The 17,793-nt window shown below is 66.1% G+C and carries 19 protein-coding genes; 10 read left to right on the top strand and 9 right to left on the bottom strand.

What is annotated here, in order from left to right:
• Positions 1-63 precede the first annotated feature (63 nt).
• Positions 64-636 carry a Chromate resistance protein ChrB gene (locus AC07WJ_RS36575; protein WP_494939670.1) on the top strand — a complete coding sequence of 191 codons (573 nt, stop codon included), beginning with the start codon at positions 64-66 and terminating at the stop codon, positions 634-636.
• 204 nt (positions 637-840) lie between these two features.
• Here the strand turns inward: AC07WJ_RS36575 and AC07WJ_RS36570 are convergent, their stop codons facing one another.
• The 5 genes from AC07WJ_RS36570 to AC07WJ_RS36550 form a co-directional block, all read right to left on the bottom strand.
• On the bottom strand, positions 841-1,287 hold the full coding sequence (locus tag AC07WJ_RS36570) for a nuclear transport factor 2 family protein (protein ID WP_494939669.1): 447 nt from the start codon (positions 1,285-1,287) through the stop codon (positions 841-843).
• A 26-nt stretch (positions 1,288-1,313) separates the two neighbouring features.
• Positions 1,314-2,051 carry an alpha/beta hydrolase gene (locus AC07WJ_RS36565; RefSeq protein WP_494939668.1) on the bottom strand — a complete coding sequence of 246 codons (738 nt, stop codon included), beginning with the start codon at positions 2,049-2,051 and terminating at the stop codon, positions 1,314-1,316.
• A gap of 152 nt (positions 2,052-2,203) precedes the next feature.
• A complete protein-coding gene (locus tag AC07WJ_RS36560) occupies positions 2,204-3,199 on the bottom strand; it encodes a SphA family protein (protein WP_494939667.1) in 996 nt (331 codons plus the stop codon).
• A gap of 150 nt (positions 3,200-3,349) precedes the next feature.
• Positions 3,350-4,348 (bottom strand): AraC family transcriptional regulator, encoded by a 999-nt coding sequence (locus AC07WJ_RS36555; protein WP_494939666.1) that lies wholly within the window; start codon positions 4,346-4,348, stop codon positions 3,350-3,352.
• Between the two features lie 237 nt (positions 4,349-4,585).
• On the bottom strand, positions 4,586-5,848 hold the full coding sequence (locus AC07WJ_RS36550; protein ID WP_494939665.1) for an amidohydrolase family protein: 1,263 nt from the start codon (positions 5,846-5,848) through the stop codon (positions 4,586-4,588).
• 188 nt (positions 5,849-6,036) lie between these two features.
• Between AC07WJ_RS36550 and AC07WJ_RS36545 the strand changes: the two genes are divergently transcribed.
• The 9 genes from AC07WJ_RS36545 (at position 6,037) to AC07WJ_RS36505 (ending at position 13,869) form a co-directional block, all read left to right on the top strand.
• Positions 6,037-7,050, top strand: a complete 1,014-nt coding sequence (locus AC07WJ_RS36545; protein ID WP_494939664.1) for an ABC transporter substrate-binding protein — start codon at positions 6,037-6,039, stop codon at positions 7,048-7,050.
• 91 nt (positions 7,051-7,141) lie between these two features.
• Positions 7,142-7,921, top strand: coding sequence for an ABC transporter ATP-binding protein (locus AC07WJ_RS36540; protein WP_494939663.1), 780 nt, complete (start codon positions 7,142-7,144; stop codon positions 7,919-7,921).
• A complete protein-coding gene (locus AC07WJ_RS36535) occupies positions 7,918-8,748 on the top strand; it encodes an ABC transporter permease (protein WP_494939662.1) in 831 nt (276 codons plus the stop codon). The genes AC07WJ_RS36540 and AC07WJ_RS36535 overlap by 4 nt, the downstream gene beginning before the upstream one ends.
• 62 nt (positions 8,749-8,810) lie before the next feature.
• The gene (locus AC07WJ_RS36530) at positions 8,811-10,145 is read left to right on the top strand and encodes an FAD-dependent oxidoreductase (RefSeq protein WP_494939685.1); all 1,335 of its coding nucleotides are present in this window, start codon (positions 8,811-8,813) and stop codon (positions 10,143-10,145) included.
• Complete coding sequence (locus AC07WJ_RS36525; RefSeq protein WP_494939661.1) at positions 10,142-11,332, top strand: CaiB/BaiF CoA transferase family protein; 1,191 nt, start codon at positions 10,142-10,144, stop codon at positions 11,330-11,332. The genes AC07WJ_RS36530 and AC07WJ_RS36525 overlap by 4 nt, the downstream gene beginning before the upstream one ends.
• Complete coding sequence (locus AC07WJ_RS36520; RefSeq protein WP_494939660.1) at positions 11,332-12,108, top strand: enoyl-CoA hydratase-related protein; 777 nt, start codon at positions 11,332-11,334, stop codon at positions 12,106-12,108. The genes AC07WJ_RS36525 and AC07WJ_RS36520 overlap by 1 nt, the downstream gene beginning before the upstream one ends.
• A gap of 7 nt (positions 12,109-12,115) precedes the next feature.
• Positions 12,116-12,448, top strand: coding sequence for a ferredoxin (fdxA, locus tag AC07WJ_RS36515; RefSeq protein WP_494939659.1), 333 nt, complete (start codon positions 12,116-12,118; stop codon positions 12,446-12,448).
• Between the two features lie 5 nt (positions 12,449-12,453).
• Positions 12,454-13,356: a LysR family transcriptional regulator gene (locus AC07WJ_RS36510; protein ID WP_494939658.1), complete on the top strand. Its 903-nt coding sequence runs from the start codon at positions 12,454-12,456 to the stop codon at positions 13,354-13,356.
• 213 nt (positions 13,357-13,569) lie between these two features.
• Positions 13,570-13,869: a hypothetical protein gene (locus AC07WJ_RS36505; RefSeq protein ID WP_494939657.1), complete on the top strand. Its 300-nt coding sequence runs from the start codon at positions 13,570-13,572 to the stop codon at positions 13,867-13,869.
• A 116-nt stretch (positions 13,870-13,985) separates the two neighbouring features.
• On the opposite strand, the gene AC07WJ_RS36500 is transcribed toward AC07WJ_RS36505, so the two are convergent.
• From AC07WJ_RS36500 to AC07WJ_RS36485, 4 genes are all read right to left on the bottom strand, one after another.
• Positions 13,986-14,339: a nuclear transport factor 2 family protein gene (locus tag AC07WJ_RS36500; protein ID WP_494939656.1), complete on the bottom strand. Its 354-nt coding sequence runs from the start codon at positions 14,337-14,339 to the stop codon at positions 13,986-13,988.
• Between the two features lie 217 nt (positions 14,340-14,556).
• Entirely contained in the window at positions 14,557-15,321 is a 765-nt protein-coding gene (locus tag AC07WJ_RS36495; RefSeq protein WP_494939655.1) for an aspartate/glutamate racemase family protein, read from the bottom strand.
• 13 nt (positions 15,322-15,334) lie between these two features.
• Positions 15,335-16,081 (bottom strand): GntR family transcriptional regulator, encoded by a 747-nt coding sequence (locus tag AC07WJ_RS36490; protein ID WP_494939654.1) that lies wholly within the window; start codon positions 16,079-16,081, stop codon positions 15,335-15,337.
• A gap of 141 nt (positions 16,082-16,222) precedes the next feature.
• The gene (locus AC07WJ_RS36485) at positions 16,223-17,764 is read right to left on the bottom strand and encodes an amidohydrolase family protein (RefSeq protein ID WP_494939653.1); all 1,542 of its coding nucleotides are present in this window, start codon (positions 17,762-17,764) and stop codon (positions 16,223-16,225) included.
• Positions 17,765-17,793: the final 29 nt, after the last annotated feature.

The following is a 17,793-nucleotide window of genomic DNA, read 5'->3' as shown; positions in this document are numbered from 1 at the left end:
CGCAGATTGAATGCGACGATCTGCGCATTCTATATGTAACCGCCGTAACTGTCGAGATGTACGATGAACGCCCATGAATGGCTCTTGCTGACCTACAAGATCCCGCCCGAACCCGCCCGCAAGCGGGTGTCGGTCTGGCGCAAGCTCAAGGGCATGGGAGCCGTCTACCTGCAGGGCGGCGTCTGCCTGCTGCCCAAGACCGACGACCATCTGCGCCGTTTGAAAGTGCTGGAGAACGAGATCGCGGAGGCCGATGGGGAGGCGCTGCTGCTCACCACCGTCGGCCTCGATCAGAAGCAGGAGGCGAAGATCATCGCCCGCTTCAATGCCGATCGGGATGACGAATACAAGGAGTTCGTCGAGAAATGCATCGCCTTCGAGGACGAGGTGGCGGAGGAGACCCGGGTCTCCCATTTCACCTATGCCGAACTCGAGGAGAACGAGCAGGAATACAAGAAATTCAGGAGCTGGATCGAGAAGATCCAGAAGCTCGACTTCTACAAGGCGCCGCGCGCCGAGGAGGCGATGGCGCGCCTCGCCCGGTCGGAAGCGGTGCTCGACGCCTACGCGCACAATGTCTTCGCCGCGCAAGAGGAGAACCGGCCGCCGGACGCGACAAGAAAGCCGGCGAGTTGATCATCCGATGGGCCTTGTCGTCCCGGCGACCGGCCACGCCTGTTGTTGCGCAAGGCAGGGGAGGCCCGGAGCCTGATCGATGTCCGCGCCGAAAGATCGGATCCCGCTTCTCCATCTCGTCCGGCGCGCAAGGAAGATCGGACACGAAATGGCGGGCGGGCGCGAGCCCGCCGCCGGGATCGATGAGATGTCACGCTCGATATGTCAGGCTGCCGCGGAGGTCGGAGGCGCGACCACCGGCTTGGCATCGCCGAACATCGCCGGATCGATGATCAACTGGAAGCGCTTGAAGCGCCAGCCTTCCGCCGTCCGCGTGACGATGCAATCGCCGCCCGCGGTCGCGATCGCGACCGGACCGATCGCGATGTTCATCTTGATGATGTAGAAGCGGTATCGCGCGCCGTCCTCATGCGCATCGACGACATGATTGGTGAGGAAATGGCGCACGCCATCTTCCTTGCCGGCGGCGATGTGACCGGTGATGAAATCCTTCACCGCGGCGGGCCCGACGAATTCGCCATAAGGAGCGACGAAGACCCCGTCAGCGGCAAAGCCCGCGGCAAACCCGGCAGCATCCTCGCTGTCCAGCCCGATATAGGTCCGTGCGGCGAGGTCCTGGATTTCGATCTTGTCGTCCGTCGTCATGGTCATCGATGGTCTCCTGGCAATGATGGGGTTCAGGCGGAGGCGACATGCCTGCGCAAAAGGTCGTTGAAGGGTGTGCCGAGCTTCTGAACGGCGTGCCCGGCTCCCGGCAGGCGATGGCATGCGACACCGAGCAGGCCGGCGAGCCGCCCGCTGATGCCATCGAAAGCCTCGCTCCAGCCGCCGGTGACGACGAGCTTCGGGAAAGAGGTGTCGGCCAGCGCGCCAACCGTTACGTCGACGCGCCATGGCCGTTCGGTGACGAGATTGACCGCCGCGGCGGCGACCGGCGCAGGAAGCGGATCGGGCAGCGGCATTTCCATTTCGAGCGCTGCAACGAATCCGGCCACGAAAGCATGACCCGCGATCGGGCCGGCGCTTGCCCAATGGGCTTTCAACGCATCCGAGACGCGGCGCACCGCCGGCAGATCACGCGCGAGTGCGAAAGCCGGTGGCTCGATCACCGTCAGCGATCGCACGAGATCGGGACGGAGGCCCGCCGCATTCATGGCGACGACACCGCCCATGGATGTTCCGACGAGATGAGCGCCCTGCCCCAGCAGCTCGACCACGTCGTCGGCATCCCGCCGCACGTCGACGGCATCGATCCGCTCGGTGTCGCCATATCCTCGGCGCGTCATCACCGAGAGCGCGAAAAAATCGCCGAGCGCACGCTGCTCGGAAAAGGCGGTTGCGCCAACGCCAAGACTACCGTGAACGAAGACGACCCGATCTTCTCCAGCACCCCAGTTTTCGACTGCATAGGACATGCGTTTCTCCAATTCATCCTTGTAAGATGCCCTTCCGGAAGCGCTCGAAATCGACGCTCCACGATGAATTCGCCGGCCGCCGGATCGGGCGGCTGCGGACCGTGCAATGGGTGTGGGATATCGCCTCGAGCGACCAAGAAAACGCCTTCACGCTACCTGCGAAGCGTCGGCCGCGACGGCGCGGCGACGAGCGCATCAGGTGCCCACAGCCGATAGCTCAGGCTGGCGAAAACGCTGAAGCCCCGGGAGATTGTCGCGCTGTCGGCGCCAGAGCGTGGTGTGCCGCCGAAGGCATTGGCCGAAATTTCCTGCGTCGCCCAGACGTTCAGCGAGGCTGGACCGAAATTATATCCGACCATCGCGCCGGCAGCCCAGATATTGTAGCGATTGGCGTTGATCGCCCCGCCATAGAACGCGCTGGACCGGTCGTTCGTCACCTGCCCGGCGTAATAGGCGACCGGCCCGATCGTCCAATTGCCCATCGTCCTGATCGCGGTGAATTCGGCGTGAAGCACGTCGCCGCTTCGATACCCGGTCACGCTATTGGCAGTATTGATCTCGTGAAAGACGTTGGCTGTGAGGTTCCAACCGTCCTTGACGTAGGAAATCACGAGATTTGGCTGGAACGTCCACCAGGGAGCGCCGATATTTCCCAGCCCATTCGCACCATTGACCGTGCCGGTCGGCAACCACACGCCGAGACCAGCCTTGGCGTAAAGGCCGCTATCGCCGAGCTTCCAACTCAATTCGATCGGAGCCAGAAAGGTGTTGTGCATGCCCGCCGGATTGACGTTCACCGGCGCGCCGACATCGACCATCATGAAAGGCTGGACGACAACCGCGCTGTAGGTCGCACCGAACAGGGTCCATCCGGGAACCCACAGGAGCCCGACAGCGGCGCCTGCGACATGAACGGCCGTTCTGTCGCCGCCTGCACCAGGCGCCCCCGGACCGAGGAGATGTCCCGAATAGGCCAGCACTTGGTTGAACGCGTAGAGGCCGGGCGGCGGCGCCGCCGCCGAAAGCCCCAGCACGAGACCCGGCTTCTGCGCCGAACCGATATAGCCGGCCTCGTAGGCGGCAAGAGGTTTCGGGGTGGCCGCCAGACAAACTGTCAAAGCGGTCGCAAAAATCCCTTTGGAAAGCATCTCTCCCCCCGGTCCAAGGTCTCTGCTCTGTTCGCGAAACGGCGACGGCAGAGTTCAATGGCCGGATCATGAACGGGGTGGGAGCAGGCGCTATCGGGATCGCGAGGAGCACTATCGGGATCGCGCATTTTTCCTAGGCGCGCGCCGGGTTCATGGGCGCCGTTTGGCCAGAACGGCGGAAGGTTTTTCGCCGAACCGCGCCTTGAATTGCGCTGCGAATTCGCCCAGGTGGAAGAAGCCCCATTGCAGGGCCACGTCCGTTATCGCGAGACTGCCGGGTGCGGCCGCCGAAAGAACGGCGTGGACACGCTCCAGCCGTTCCGCCCGCAGCCATTGCCCGGGAGAGGTTCCCAGGTCGCGCTGAAATCCGGCCTGCAGGCTGCGCAGGCTGACACCGCAATGGCGCGCTACTTGGCTCGGACGGATCGGCTCCGAGATGTGCTGGCGCATATATTCCATGGCCTTCCGCACTTGCGCGGAAGGTGCAAGCCGAGCGGGCGCGGAAATCGCGGCGCTGAAATTGTTTGGCTGTGCGACGAGCAGCGACTGGATGATCAGTTCTTCAAGCTGCGCATAGATCTTCGCGTGCGCGGACGCCGCGCTGAAGGTCGACAGGCTCGCCGCCGCGTCGAGGAGCTTGCGCCAGAAAGCCGGCATGTCGCTCAGCGAAAGGGCGAAGTGAACCGGTGCCGCCTTCTCCGTACCCAGCAGGTTCGCGCAAACGGCTTCAACGCGCCGACGGTCGAGCCGCAGCAGAATCTGGTCGAAGGCAGCATCGATATCCAGACGAAAGTCCTGATAGGGCCCGACGATTGTCCCCTGCCCCGACGCGACATCCGCGGTCGAAGAGCCGCAGCAAAATCGCGCATTGCCTCCCAATGGCAAGGTGATGAGGAAATTGTCCGCCTCGGGCATGGCCGGGACGACGGTAACGTCGCCGCCATAGCGCAGCCGACTGAGCGAAAGCGGGCCGATCGGCAGATGGTGCAGCCGCGCGGCAAGCGTCGCGCTCCTGCCCCGCATGAAGAGATCGTGCGGGCGGAGGGCTCGACTGCATCCGTGGACGACCTCGTCAAAATCGCCACTGGCAAGCAGCAGATGTTGTGCGTCAAACAGATGGTCTGCAATCGGTGACGAGGATGCGGTCATCGCTATGCCCACTCGACGTGCCGCCGCCAACCGCGCGCGAAGTCATGCATCAAACATATTCCATAGAGCATGAACATGCGACGCGTTGCAAAGTCATCGTCCGGAACAGGGGGGCCGGCACGTCTGACGCCGTGCACGGCAGGATGACCGTCAGGTCAGCTCCTTGCCTGTACCCAACCGAGCACGCGGGCAAGCTGGCCATCATGAAATCGGCAAGCCAATAAGTCTCCCAGACATCTATCGATTGGCCGCCTCGGCCCAGTTGCGCGGATCCTGGACGAGACGGTGATCCCTGACCCGGATTTCGCCGTCGACCAGCACGTCGCGGACGCTGCGCGGCGAGGCCGAATAGACGACGTTGGAAATGGCGTCGTGCAGCGGCGTCATCTCGAGCGCATCGCGGTCGAGCACGACGAGGTCGGCGCGCTTGCCGGTTTCGACACTGCCGACGAGATGGTCGATGCCGAGCACCTTCGCCCCGTCAATGGTCGCCAGCCGCAACATCTGCCTGGTGTCGAGAACTTCCGGATCGTCGGCCTTCATCTTGCCGACGAGGGCCGCCAGCCGCATTTCCCAGAACATGTCCATGCTGTTGTTGGAGGCGGTCCAGTCGGTGCCGAGTCCAACGGGCGTGCGGCCGACATAGCGGGCGAGCGGCAAGGTGCGCGCCTCGATCTTGAGATTGCTCGCCGGGCAATGGCAGATCGCCGTGCCGTCGGCGCAGACTTCGTCGATCTCGGTCTCATCGAGATAGATGCAGTGGGCGGCGACCACGCTGGGCCCGGTGAGGCCCGCGCAGCGCAGACAGGCGAGCGCGCCGGCATGACCGCGCCGGCGGATGCTCGCGACCTCGGCCTCGCTCTGCGCGACATGCAGGAACACTTTCGCGCCGATCCGGAGCGCCCGGCGGGCGCATTCGGCGAGCAGAGCATCCGAGCAGGTGTCCAGCGCATGGGGCGCGATGCCGGCGAAAACCCGCGATGCCGCGGGATCGACGCCATAGCGCTCGAGGACCCGCTCGGTCGAGCCCCAGTCGGCTGGCCCGGCAACATCGGCAAGGGTGCTGCCGACCACCGCGCGCATGCCGCTTGCGGCGATGACCGGTGCCAGCAGATCCATCTTGGCGACACGGTCGGCAATGGTGGTGACGCCATTGCCGAGGAATTCGGCGCAGGCCCCCGCCAGCGAGGCGCGATAGTCGGCCGCCGTGAAGCGCTCCTGGCCCGGCACGCTGTAGCCGCCTTCCGGCCAGAACTCGCGCGGCTTGTCGTCGGCGAGGCCGCGGAACAGCGCGGTGGCGGCATGGGTATGGGTGTTGACGAAGCCCGGCATGACGACGCCGCGGGCGCAGTCGAGGCTGGTATCGCCGGGGCCCGCCAGCGAACCGCCGGGCCCGATCGCCGCGATCCTCGTCCCCTCGATCCGGATGTCGCGGTCATCGAGCACGCGGTCGGCGCCGTCCACGGTCAGAACGGTCGCGCGAGTCAGGACCAGGGCCATGGCGATCTCCTCGAATGGCGAGGCAAGCACCGGCCGAACAAAGGGTCAATCATTCTCCAGGCGTGCTAATTTTTAGGACGGAACTGCCGAATAATTGATCTTCTGAGAACGCTATTGTTATGGTCTGATGACGGTCCATCAACAGCCGGAACCGGCGGAAATCCAGCGCAACCAGGGGAGCGCGAGAGATGATGGATCGAAGGACATTCCTGAAGACGACGGCTGCGACCGGAGCCCTCGTCAGCATCGACGCGGGTTGGGACGCCCAGGCGCAGGCGCACCCGGTGATCAACTTCCAGCTCGGCTGGCTTCTGTCGGGCAACCAGATCGGCGAGGTCTGCGCCAAGCAGCTCGGCTACTACGCCCAGGAGGGCGTCGAGCTGCGCTTCCAGGCCGGCGGTCCCAATGTCGACGGCGTCGCGGTGGTCGCGTCCGGCCGGCACGAAATCGGCCAGGTCTCGTCCAGCCCGTCCCTGATGCTGGCGGCCTCCCAGGACCTGCCGATCCGCTGCTTCGCCACCGGCGCGCAGGTGCACCCCTACACCTATTTCTCGCTCAAGAAGAACCCGGTCCGCGAGCCCAAGGACATGGTCGGCAAGAAGGTCGGCGTCCAGGCGACCGGCGTGATCCTGCTGCGTGCCCTGCTGGCCAAGAACAAGATCGCCGAGCGCGACGTGCAGATCGTCACGATCGGCTCGGACATGGTGCCGCTGCTGACCGGCCAGGTCGATGTCGTCACGGGATGGCTGACCAACACCACGGCCCTCAAGGTGCTCGGCCCCGACCGTGTCGACCTGAGACTGTGGGATGCCGGCGTCCGGCTCTATGCCCTGCCCTATTACGCCACCGCCGATACCATCCAGAAGAAGGGCGACGTGCTGGCGAAATTCCTGCGCGCCAGCGCCAAGGGCTGGGCCTATGCCCATGCCAACCGGGACGCGGCGACCGACATGCTGGTCAAGGAATTCCCCAATCTCAACCGCGCCGACGAACGCATCGCGCTCGACGTCATGCTCGAATATGCCTTCTCGTCGCGCACCGCGGCCGAGGGCTGGGGCACCATGGATCCGGCTGTCTGGCAGGAACAGATCGACCTCTATGCCCAGCTCGGCCAGTTCAGCCGCAGGACGCCGAAGCTCGAGGAGGTCATGACCCTCGACATCCTCAAGGCGACTGCCGAGACGCGCGCCCGGATCGGCTGACCGCCGCGAGATCCGAGCGACATCCGTCCGGCGATGCGCAGCATCCGCCGGACATCGCTGCCTTATTCGAACGAGCCGGGACGAGCCCACCATGCGCGCGCCTTCGAATGCCGTCGATTGCAGGAATATCTCGGTCCGTTTCGTCACGGACCGGCGCACCGTCACAGCCCTGCACGACGTCTCCTTCTCGCTCAACCCGGGCGGCTTTCTCAGCCTGCTCGGGCCGTCCGGTTGCGGCAAGTCGACGCTTCTCAGGGTGGTGGCCGACCTGGTCTCGCCATCCTCCGGCGACGTCTCCGTCTTCGGCATGTCGCCGGAGGAGGCGCGCCAGGCTCGCTCCTTCGGTTTCGTGTTCCAGGACGCGGCCCTGCTGCCCTGGCGCACCGCCCTGCAGAATGTCGAGCTGCCGCTGGAAGTCGGCGGCCGGCGACCGCTGCCGGCCAATGCGCCGACCCCGCGCGAGCTGTTGAAGCTGGTCGGGCTCGAAGGCTGGGAGGGCAGCTTTCCGCACGAACTCTCCGGCGGCATGCGCCAGCGCGTGTCGATCGCCCGCGCGCTGCTCGGTGGTCCGCGCCTGCTGCTGATGGACGAGCCGTTCGGTGCGCTCGACGAGATCACCCGCGACCGGCTCAACGAGGAGCTCAGGCGCATCTGGCACGAGACGAAGACGACCATCCTGTTCGTCACCCACTCGGTCTACGAGGCCATGTTCCTCGGCGAGCAGGTGCTGGTGCTCGCCGCCAATCCCGGCCGGGTCGCCGCCACGGTGCCGGTCGACCTGCCCGTCGACCGCGACCTCGGCATTCGTGAAACGCAGGCTTTCGTGACCATGGCCGGCACGCTCCGCGACGCCTTGGGGAGGGGCATATGACCTCAGTCGATCTCGCCGTCGATCCGGGCCTCGCCGCCGCCGAGGAAGCGCATCGCGTCGCCCGCCGCAGGCTGCAATGGCGCCGGCGGCTGCTGCCCACCGCCGGTATTCTCTCGGCCCTGCTGCTCTGGGCCGGCATCGTCTGGCTGTTCAACGTGCCGGTCTTCGTCGCGCCCTCGCCGCAGCTCGTCGCCTATACGCTGTGGACCAAGATCGACGTGCTGCTGGCCAACCTCCTGCCGACCGCGATCGAGGCGCTGGCCGGCTTCACGCTCGGCAATCTCGCAGCGATCCTGATCGCCACGGTCTTCGTTCACAAGAAGGCTCTGGAAGAGGCCTTCTTCCCCGTGGTGGTGGTGGTCAACACGATTCCGGTCGTGGCCAAGGCGCCGATCCTGGTTCTGCTGCTCGGCAACGGCATGGAGCCGAAAATCGCCATCGCGGCGCTGATCTGCTTCTTCCCGACCCTGGTCAACATGGTGCGCGGGCTTGAATCGGTGAACCCGCAGGCCATGGAGCTGATGCGCGTGCTGTCGGCCTCCAACCGCGAGGTCTTCTTCAAGCTGCGCCTGCGCAACTCGCTGCCCTTCCTGTTCTCGGCCCTGAAGATCGCCGCCTCCACCTCGGTGATCGGCGCCATCGTCGGCGAGTGGATCGGATCGACCACCGGCATCGGCGCCCTGATCATCCAGTCCACCTACAATTTCGACTCGGCGATGCTCTACGCAACCGTCCTCGTCGGCTCCGCTTTCTCCGTGCTGTTCTTCGTCACCATCGTCGCCGTCGAGCAACTGGTGGTGCGCTGGCAGCCGGCAAACACCCACTGAACCATCGGGAGGTCGTCGTGACCAAGAAGCATAAGGGCCAGGATCACGATCCCCGGGATCGTATTGTCGAAGCGCCGGGCGAAGCGACCGTGGTCGCGCGTTCCGACGTGGTGGTTGTCGGCGGTGGCCCGGCCGGTTTTTCGGCGGCGGTCGCCGCCAGGCGCGAAGGCGCCTCGGTGACCATGATCGAGCGATATCCCTATCTCGGCGGGCTTGCCGCCGGCGGCATGGTGCTGGTGCTCGACGACATGCATAACGGCGACGAGGTGACCACGACCGGCATCTGCACCGAGATGATCGACCGGATGGCCAAGGTCGGCGCCTGCGTGTTTCCACCGCCCGAAGAGCGCGGCCAGAGCCATGAGCTCTACCGCAAATGGGCGCGCTGGGGCGCTTTCGACTTCCGCGCCCAGACCAAGCCCGCACCGATCGTCATGGCCGCCTCGTTCGACCCGGACGGCTGGAAGCGCGTCGCCAACGAGATGATCGCCGAGGCCGGCGTCGACGTCCGGCTGCATTCCTGGTTCTCGCGCGCGGTCATGGACGGCAACCGGATCAAGGGCGTCGTCTGCGAGACCAAGGCCGGCCGTCAGGCCATCATGGGCGACGTGGTGATCGACGCGACCGGCGATCTCGACGTGGCCGCCGCCGCGGGCGCGAATTTCGTCCATGGCTCCTACATCCTCACCACCGTGTTCCGCCTCGGCGGCGTCGACACCGAAGCGGCCGAACGCTTCCGTTTCGAGGAGCCGGAGAAATATGCCCTGGTCGACCGCCAGGCCAAGCGGACCATGGGCGGCTCCTGGGACCTGTGGTGGCTGAAGACACCGCTGCCGGGCGTGGTCTGGTGCAATTGCCCGCATATGACGGGTCTCGACGGCCTGACGGTCGAGGACATCACCAAGGCCGATTTCGAGGGCCGCAAGCGGATCTATGCGTTGGTCGATTTCGTTCGCGCCAGCATGCCGGGCTTCGAGAATTGCTTCGTGGTCGACGTCGCGCCGCAGCTCGGCGTGCGCCAGACCCGCCTGCTCGAGGGCGACTATGTCGTCACCAAGGAAGACGTGATGGACCGCGTCCACTTTCCCGACACGGTGGCGCGTGGCCGCGACTACTACACCCCTTACGGCGCCATGCTGCCCAGAGGCGTCGACGGCATGATCGTCGCCGGCCGGCATTATTCGGCAACCGAATCCGCCCAGAAAATGTCGCGCGAAATCCCGCCCTGCATGTCCATGGGCCAGTCCGCCGGCGTCGCGGCCGCCCTTGCCGTCTCCGCCGGCATCCAGCCGCGGGCAGTGGCCCCGCAAGCTATCTGCGCCCGTGTGCGCGCCCAGGGCGGCGATCCCGGCGATCGCCCCTCCGCCAACGCAAAACTTCTGGAGAAGGCCGCGTGACCGCTCTCAGCACCCAGCCGCAAACCGTTCCGCAGGACCTGCCGCTGTCCGGCGTCAAGGTGATCGATTTTACCCAGGTGATGATGGGGCCCGTCGCCACCCAGATGCTGGCCGACTATGGCGCGGACGTCATCAAGATCGAAAAGCCGGGCACCGGCGACCTCTCGCGCACGGCCTTTCCCAACGACCCCGCCGGCCTCACCGGACCGGTGTTCTGCTCGCTCAACCGCAACAAGCGCTCGGTCGTGCTCGACCTGCGCAAGCAGGAGGACCGCGACTTCGTCATCGCGCTCGCCCGCACCGCCGACGTGGTGGTCAACAATTTCCGCGCCGGCGTGATGGAGCGCCTGGGCTTCGGCTACGAGGACCTGGCCAAGGTCAATCCACGCCTGATCTATGCGGTCGGCACCGGCTTCGGCCTCGAAGGCCCCTATGCCCACAAGGGCGGCCAGGACGTGCTGGCGCAGGCGCTGAGCGGCGTCATGTATCGCCGCTCCAACGAGGACCAGCCGCTGGCGGTGCATGCCACGACCTTCGCCGATTATTCGGCGGGCATGCATATGGTGCAGGGCGTGCTGCTGGCCTTGTTGCAGCGTCAGAAGACCGGGCGCGGCCAGCGCATCGCCGTGTCGCTCTACAATTCCATGCTGGCCGCCCAGACCCAGGAGGCCGCGGCACAGCTGATGCGCGGGCGCGAGGTGAACTGGGGCGCCATGCCGCTCTCCGGCGTGTTCGAGACATCAGATGGCGCGCTCGTCATGGTCGGCGCCTTCAAGGCCGACCCGCTCGGCGACATCTCCACCGCGCTCGGCATCGATCACCTCGGCAAGGATCCGCGCTTCGCCACCTTCGCCGAACAGGTTGCCAACAAGCAGGCCCTGCAGGCGATCTTCCGCACGCATTTCAAGTCCGCCGGCACGGCCCACTGGCTGGCGCGCCTGGAGGCCCAGGACCTGCTCTGCGCCCCGGTCAAGTCGCTCGCCGAGGCGCTCGCCGACGAGCAGACCTTGGTCAACGCCATGATCATCGAGGCCGACGGTGAGGTCGAACGGATCAGGGTGGTCGGCTCGCCGATCGCCATGACCGACGCGCCGGTGACCATCCGCACCGCGCCGCCCTCGCTCGGCCGCGACACTGAACAGGTCAGGGCCGAACTGGCCGGCCTGACGATCCGGGCGGCCGAGTGATGGCCGTCCGTTTCACCATCGCCGATCACGTCGCCCGCGTCACCATCGACCGCCCCGAGGTGATGAACGCCGTCGACCAGGCAACCGAGCAGGACTTGCAAGCGATCTGGACGCGCATCGAAGCGGATCGCTCGGTGCGCGTGGTGGTGCTGACCGGTGCCGGCGAGCGGGCCTTTTCGACCGGCGCCGACATGAAGGGCAGCAGCGGCGGCTCCGGGCTCGACTATTGGGCCATGCCGCGGCCGGGCGGTTTCGGCGGCATTGCGCTGCGCCAGACGCTCGACGTGCCCATCATCGCCCGGGTCAACGGCCACGCGGTCGGCGGCGGCTTCGAGATGATGCTCGGCTGCGACCTGGTGGTCGCGGCCGATCACGCAACCTTCGGCCTGCCGGAAGCACGCGTCGGCCGCATACCGCTCGACGGCGGCATGACCTTGCTGCAACGACAGATCCCGCACCGCGCCGCCATGGGCATGCTGCTCACCGGACGGCGGATCAAGGCGGCGGAAGCGCTCGCCTTCGGGCTGATCAACGAGGTGGTGCCGCTGGCCGAACTCGACCAGGCGGTCGACCGCTGGGTCGGCGAAGTGCTGGCCTGCGCGCCCCTGTCGATCCGCGCGACCAAGCAGGTGGTGCGCCGCACTGCCCATCTCACCGCGATCGAGGCCCAGGCATTGCGCCTGCCGGCCCTGGTCGAGGCGCTGAACTCGGAAGACTCCGACGAGGGCGTGCGTGCCTTTGTCGAGAAGCGCAAGCCGGTCTGGCAAGGACGATAGGCGCACCATGCCCTATGTCATCACCGACGCCTGTATCGACGTGAAGGACCGGGCCTGTCTCGACGCCTGCCCGGTCGATTGCATCTATGAAGGCGGCCGAACGCTCTATATCCATCCGGACGAATGCATCGATTGCGGCCTGTGCGAGACCATCTGCCCGGTTGCCGCGATCTTCGCCGACGACCGTTTGCCGGAGGACATGATGAGCTGGGTGGCGGTGAACCGGGACTATTTCGGGCCTGACGTGAGCGGGCTCGGCTCGCCCGGCGGCGCCGACGCCAAGACCGCCACGGCCAAGGATCATCCGACCGTCGTCGCCTGGACGCCCCGGGAGCATTGATCGCCATGCATGCCGCAGCGCTCGCCTATTTCCGCGAGACCGCCCGGCTCGGCTCGATCCGCAAGGCCGCGCAAAGGCTGAACGTGGCGGCGAGCGCGATCAACCGGCATATCCTGAAGCTCGAGGACGAATTCGGCACGCAGTTGTTCGACCGGCTGTCGAACGGCGTGCGGCTGACCGCGGCCGGCGACCTCCTGCTCGCCCATATCACCACGACGTTGCACGACTACGACCGGCTGCGCGCCGAGATCGACGACCTCCGGGCGGCACGCTCCGGCCATGTCGCGCTGGTCGCGGTCGATTCCCTGCTGGTCGACTTCCTGCCGCGCTCGCTGGAGCGCTTCCGCGCCAGCTTCCCGGCCGTGACCTTCTCGGTGATGGCGGTCGCACCCGCCGACGTACAGCAGCTGGTCGCCGACGGCGACGCCGATATCGGTTTCACCTTCGTCAGCCAGATGCCGAAGACCGTGCGCTTCCTGGCCGAGGTTTCCGCCCCGATCGGCGTGGTCATGCCGGCCGACCATCCGCTCGCCCATCGCCGCGCGGTCACCTTCGACGAAGTCGCCGCCTATCCCTTCCTCGCCCAGGCCGGGCCCTTGCCGCGCTCCGCCGATATCGACCCCGATTTCGCCCGGTTCCGCGAGGCGCTGAAACCCCGGCTGGTGTCCAACTCGATCCAGATGGTCAAGCGCGCGATCCGCCTCGGCATGGGCCTCGCTTATTTCACCAGGCTCGGCTTTCTCGAGGAGATCGAGCAAGGCGAGCTCGTCTGGCGGCCGTTCGTCTCGGCGCCGATCAATACCCTGCGTATCGGGCTGTTGGCCGCCACCGGCCGCTCGGTCAGCCCGCCGGCCCGGCAACTGATGCGCTGGCTGGCCGATGATGTCGAACGGCTGCGAATTGCCTGACGTGCCAGCTTCGACAGATCCAACGCGCCGCGGCATTCGTAGACCGGTGATCTGGACATCCACTGCCGTGGATCTCCCGTGACCTCAACTGGCCCGCTTCGGCAACGGAGCGGGCCGCTGTTTGTTCGGCGACATGAGGAACAATGTTCACCCTTGGCCGTTACCCGGATTAACCCCGAGGCAAACCTCGGGATTACCCCGAGGAGATTCGGCATGAAAAAACTCATTCTCGCGACGCTTGCTGCCGCAGCCCTTTGCGGCGCGACTGTCGCTGCCTCCGCCCAGGATGTCCGCATTCGCGCCGGCGACGGCGGCGTGGTCGTGCGCACGGACCGCGACCATCGCTCCGGCAACTGGGACCGCCGCGACGGCCGCCGCCATGTCGAAGAGCGCGTGATCAGGCGCGACCGGCGGGTTACCGTCATGCACGGCGACCGCTGCCGTGTCGTTTCGGTGCGCAGCGTGCGGCCGAATGGCGATGTCGTCATCCGCCGCTCGCGTCAGTGCCGCTGAGCCTGACGCGCCGGCTGGCGCTCCGTTGAGCGGCGCCGGAACCGGCCGACAAGGCCCCCCATAAGCTCGTGCCCGCCTCGATCGCCGAGGCGGGCATTGTTGTTCCCGCTGGCGGCTCAACCGCGCGTGACATGGGCCGAGACGGCGAGCCAACTACCCTGCCGGCGCGCCCAGACATCGGTATATCGGCCACGCGCCAAGCGCCCGTCCGGCGCTACATAACGCGTTTCGGCATGGATGATGGCGACGTCGCCCATGATCCGGATCTTGACGTCATGGGCCGCCAACGCTGCGATGGTGACCGGCTGGGCCGTTTGCTCGAGGAACTGTGCCCGGTCGATCAACCTGCCATCCGGATTGCTGCAGAAGAAGTCGTCGGCCAGGATCTCGTCGAAGCGCGCGACGTCGCCGTTCTGCACCGAATTGATATAGTCGAGGTTGAGCTGGGTGAGAGCGTCCAGGTCGGACATCTGACGGGTGTCGCTCTTTGTCGCCACGGCCTGCATCACGTCGCCCTCCCTGTCGTTGCATCCCGCGCCGCCCGCAAGGTTTGATCTCGGGGGAAGCGGTGCCGCCACGCGCAGCGGCCCGGATCGCCGGAGGCGAAGGTTAATCGAGGAAGCGACCGCTCGCCACGACCGGTCACGGCCTGTGCGAAAGACCACTTTCTCGGAGCGAGGCTGCCGGTTATTCTGCCGCCTCCGGCAGGTCGCGCACCTCGATACGGGCGGCGAGCGCGTCGCCGAGCCCGGTCGTCGGCTTGGCCGCGGGACGGCGGAAGGTGCCGACCGTCGCCTTGCGGGGATTGAGCGCGACCAGCGCCTCGGCCTGTTTTACGGCGGCTGCGATCGGATCGACCAGCGGCACCGGAACCTGATCGCGCACCTTCGCGGCAAGGCCGGCGAGCGGCGCGCCCGCCAGGATGACGACATCGGCGTCGTCCTCCTTCACGGCCTGATTGGCGAGCGCGACCAGCATCGCCTCCTTTTCGACCTGCACGTCGGAGACCGAAGCGAAGCTTTCGCCGAGCGAACGGATGCCGGCGCAGCGGCTCCACAGCCCGTGCATGTCGACACAATCGCGGTACCAGCTGCCCAGCGCCGTGGCGAAAGTGACGATGCTGAAACGCTGCCCGAGCATGCAGGCGGTCAGCATGGCGGCCTCCGACATGCCGATCACCGGGATGTCGAACAATTCGCGGGCGGCGAACAACCCGGGATCGCCGAATGCGGCGATGATGGCCGCGTCGACCCCGGCATGTTGCTCGGCCAGGGTCTCCAGGGCGATGGCGCCGCCAATCAGGGCTTCGCCCCGGGTCGAGATATAGGGCAGGCCGCGCGGTGCCGTGGTCGCGACGATCCGGGTCTGGGGGCCGGCCACCGGGCGGGCCGCGGCGACCAGGAGGTCGGTGACGCCGGCCGTGGTATTGGGGTTGAGGATCAGAATACGCAAGATAGCCTCCAGGTCAGGCCGCGACGCCGGCGAGCGTCGGATGATCGGCCAGGATCTGCACGACCTCCCGGCCGGTATGCTGGACATGCTCGGCGAGCAGCCGGCCGGCGGTTTCGGCCTGCCTGGTTTCCAGCGCGGTGAGAATGGCGCGGTGCTCGCCAATCGACTCTTCCCAGCGCCTGAGCGAACTCAGCGCGAAGAAGCGGGCGCGCTCGGCGCGCGCCAGCAGCCATTCATGGGTCTCGCGCAGCGTGACATTGCCCGCTCCGGCGACGATGGCTGAATGGATCTGCTGGTTGATGGTGAAATAGCCGTCCATGTCGCCGGCTGCCCCATGACGTTCCATGTCGTCCTGCAGGCGGCGCAATTCGGAAAGATCGGCTTCGGTCATGCGACTGGCGGCCAGTTCGGCGGTCAGCCGTTCGAGCCCGCCCATCGCCTCGAACAGGTCCTCGATGGTGTCGATGCGCATCGGCGCGATGCGGGCGCTGCGGTTCTGCCGCAGTTCCACCAGCCCCTGCGCGGCCAGAAGCTTCAGGGCCTCACGCAGCGGCGTGCGCGAGACGCCGAGCATGTCGCAAAGGTCGGTCTCGACCAGCACCGTCTCGGGGGCGAGCTTGCCGCGCACGATCATGGTGCGCAGCCGATCGAAGGCGCGCTCGTGCAGTGCGGCCCGGCTCAGCCGGAATTGCCCGGGCGCCTTTGCCGAGACCTCCTTGCGCGGTCGGCCGCGCTTGCGCGGCACCGGTTCAACGGTCATGCCCTGATCCTCGATCGGCCGATGGCCCGCGGCATCCGCGAGCCATCATCATTGTATGCAAAATTCCAAAAAATTCCCGCGACCGTTGCGCAGCATCTTGCCGCACGCCGCCTGGTTCGTCGAAGGGGCCCGGCATCGCGCTCAAACCCGCGAATTCATGCGGTAGAACGGCTCATGCGTGGATGTGTCGACATAATCGGCATAGAAGGCGCGGATGAACGGCAGGATGGCCTTGGACAAGCCGCGACGCTCCAGTTCGGCCTCGCCAAGAGGCCTCTGCAGTCCCTCGTGCAAACGCCTGAGAGTATCCTTCCGGTCGACGCGGGTGAACTCGCCGTCGCGGTAGAGCACCTCGCCGTCGCACATGGTCAGCCTGACCCCTTCGGTCTTGGCGCGCTGGATCACCGCATCGATGAGCGGCGTATCTTCGTCGAGATAAGGAAAGGCGATCTGGTGCCAGTCGATGAGCACGAGATCGGCCGCCTTGCCGACCTCCAATGTCCCGATGGTGTCGCCAAAGGGTGTCGTCCGGGCACCGCCAACCGTCGCCATGCGCAGGACCTGCGCCATGGTCGGCACATCGGCCTCGGTCATGCCCGGCACGCGATGGGCGCGCAGCACCAGCCGCATTTCCTGTAGCATGTCGCGGTCATCGTTGATGCCGGCCTCGTCCATGCCGATGGCGGTATTGATGCCCTTGGCCTCGAAACAGTTGAGCGGCGCGATGCCGGAGCGCAGGCGGAAATTCGACGAACAGTTGTGGCAGATGCAGACGCCGGTCTCGGCGACCTTGTCGATATCGCGCTCGGACAGCCAGACGCCGTGGCCGAGCGTCAGGCGTGAATTCAGGAGGTCGAAGCGGTCGAGATAATCCAGCGCCGTGCCGCCGCCGCGCTTGGCAGCGTAGGCCTTCTGATAGGCGGTTTCGACCAGGTGCATGTGGATCGGCGCGTCATATTTGCGCGACAGATCGGAAAAGGCGGTGAGTGCCGCGTCCGAGCACCAGTGCAGGTTGGCCGGCGCCAGCTGGACCTTCACCCGCCGCTTGGCATTGTGGCTCGCGTGCAGCCTGACGAACAGGTCCATGCTTTCGTCGAGACCGATCTTGAAACGGCCGAACCAGTTGCGCATGCGGCCCTGCAGCTCGCCCGGCAGGCTAGCGATCAGGTCGTCGTCGGTCTGATACATCAGCCGGTTCTGGTCGCGCACGGCGTAACAATAGGACGCCCGCATGCCGACATCCTGATAGGCGCTGATCACCTGGTTCGATTTCGCCTGAACCTCTTCCAGCGTGCCCGGCACCCAGCCATGCAGGTGCTGCACCGTGGTGACGCCCGAGGCGATCATTTCGAAGGCCGAATAGAGCGTGTCGAGGTAGAGATCGAGGTCGCGGATCACCATGCGGGTGATCCACCAGAGCTCCAGCGGCATGTCGGGCGAGCCGAGCTGAACCGGGGTCAGGCCGACATGGTGGTGGGCGTTGACGAAGCCCGGCAGCATGATCTCGTTGCCGCTGCCGATGACCGGCACATCCGGATGCTGCTGCTTCAGCACCTCGAAACGGCCGATAGCGGTGATCACGCCATCCTCCTGCAGCAGCGCGCCATCGGCGATCTCCTCGACCGAATGGCGGTCGAGGGCGCGTGTGATCATGGAGCGGCTGCGAATGATCGATCTGGCCAAGACTGTCCCCTGAAACGTTGATCCGATCT

The organism is Phreatobacter sp. GW821-FHT04C01 (assembly GCF_059420385.1).
Note: the sequence above shows the minus strand (reverse complement) of the source record. Positions and strands in the feature narration are given on the sequence as shown.

Excerpts from the sequence above, each read along its gene's own strand:
- AC07WJ_RS36535 (WP_494939662.1), top strand. The coding sequence starts at position 7,918 with ATGACCTCAGTCGATCTCGCCGTCGATCCGGGCCTCGCCGCCGCCGAG.
- AC07WJ_RS36555 (WP_494939666.1), bottom strand. The coding sequence starts at position 4,348 with ATGACCGCATCCTCGTCACCGATTGCAGACCATCTGTTTGACGCACAA.
- AC07WJ_RS36575 (WP_494939670.1), top strand. The coding sequence starts at position 64 with ATGAACGCCCATGAATGGCTCTTGCTGACCTACAAGATCCCGCCCGAA.
- AC07WJ_RS36570 (WP_494939669.1), bottom strand. The coding sequence starts at position 1,287 with ATGACCATGACGACGGACGACAAGATCGAAATCCAGGACCTCGCCGCA.
- fdxA (WP_494939659.1), top strand. The coding sequence starts at position 12,116 with ATGCCCTATGTCATCACCGACGCCTGTATCGACGTGAAGGACCGGGCC.
- AC07WJ_RS36550 (WP_494939665.1), bottom strand. The coding sequence starts at position 5,848 with ATGGCCCTGGTCCTGACTCGCGCGACCGTTCTGACCGTGGACGGCGCC.
- AC07WJ_RS36540 (WP_494939663.1), top strand. The coding sequence starts at position 7,142 with ATGCGCGCGCCTTCGAATGCCGTCGATTGCAGGAATATCTCGGTCCGT.
- AC07WJ_RS36545 (WP_494939664.1), top strand. The coding sequence starts at position 6,037 with ATGATGGATCGAAGGACATTCCTGAAGACGACGGCTGCGACCGGAGCC.
- AC07WJ_RS36520 (WP_494939660.1), top strand. The coding sequence starts at position 11,332 with ATGGCCGTCCGTTTCACCATCGCCGATCACGTCGCCCGCGTCACCATC.
- AC07WJ_RS36505 (WP_494939657.1), top strand. The coding sequence starts at position 13,570 with ATGAAAAAACTCATTCTCGCGACGCTTGCTGCCGCAGCCCTTTGCGGC.
- AC07WJ_RS36510 (WP_494939658.1), top strand. The coding sequence starts at position 12,454 with ATGCATGCCGCAGCGCTCGCCTATTTCCGCGAGACCGCCCGGCTCGGC.
- AC07WJ_RS36490 (WP_494939654.1), bottom strand. The coding sequence starts at position 16,081 with ATGACCGTTGAACCGGTGCCGCGCAAGCGCGGCCGACCGCGCAAGGAG.
- AC07WJ_RS36560 (WP_494939667.1), bottom strand. The coding sequence starts at position 3,199 with ATGCTTTCCAAAGGGATTTTTGCGACCGCTTTGACAGTTTGTCTGGCG.
- AC07WJ_RS36565 (WP_494939668.1), bottom strand. The coding sequence starts at position 2,051 with ATGTCCTATGCAGTCGAAAACTGGGGTGCTGGAGAAGATCGGGTCGTC.
- AC07WJ_RS36500 (WP_494939656.1), bottom strand. The coding sequence starts at position 14,339 with ATGTCCGACCTGGACGCTCTCACCCAGCTCAACCTCGACTATATCAAT.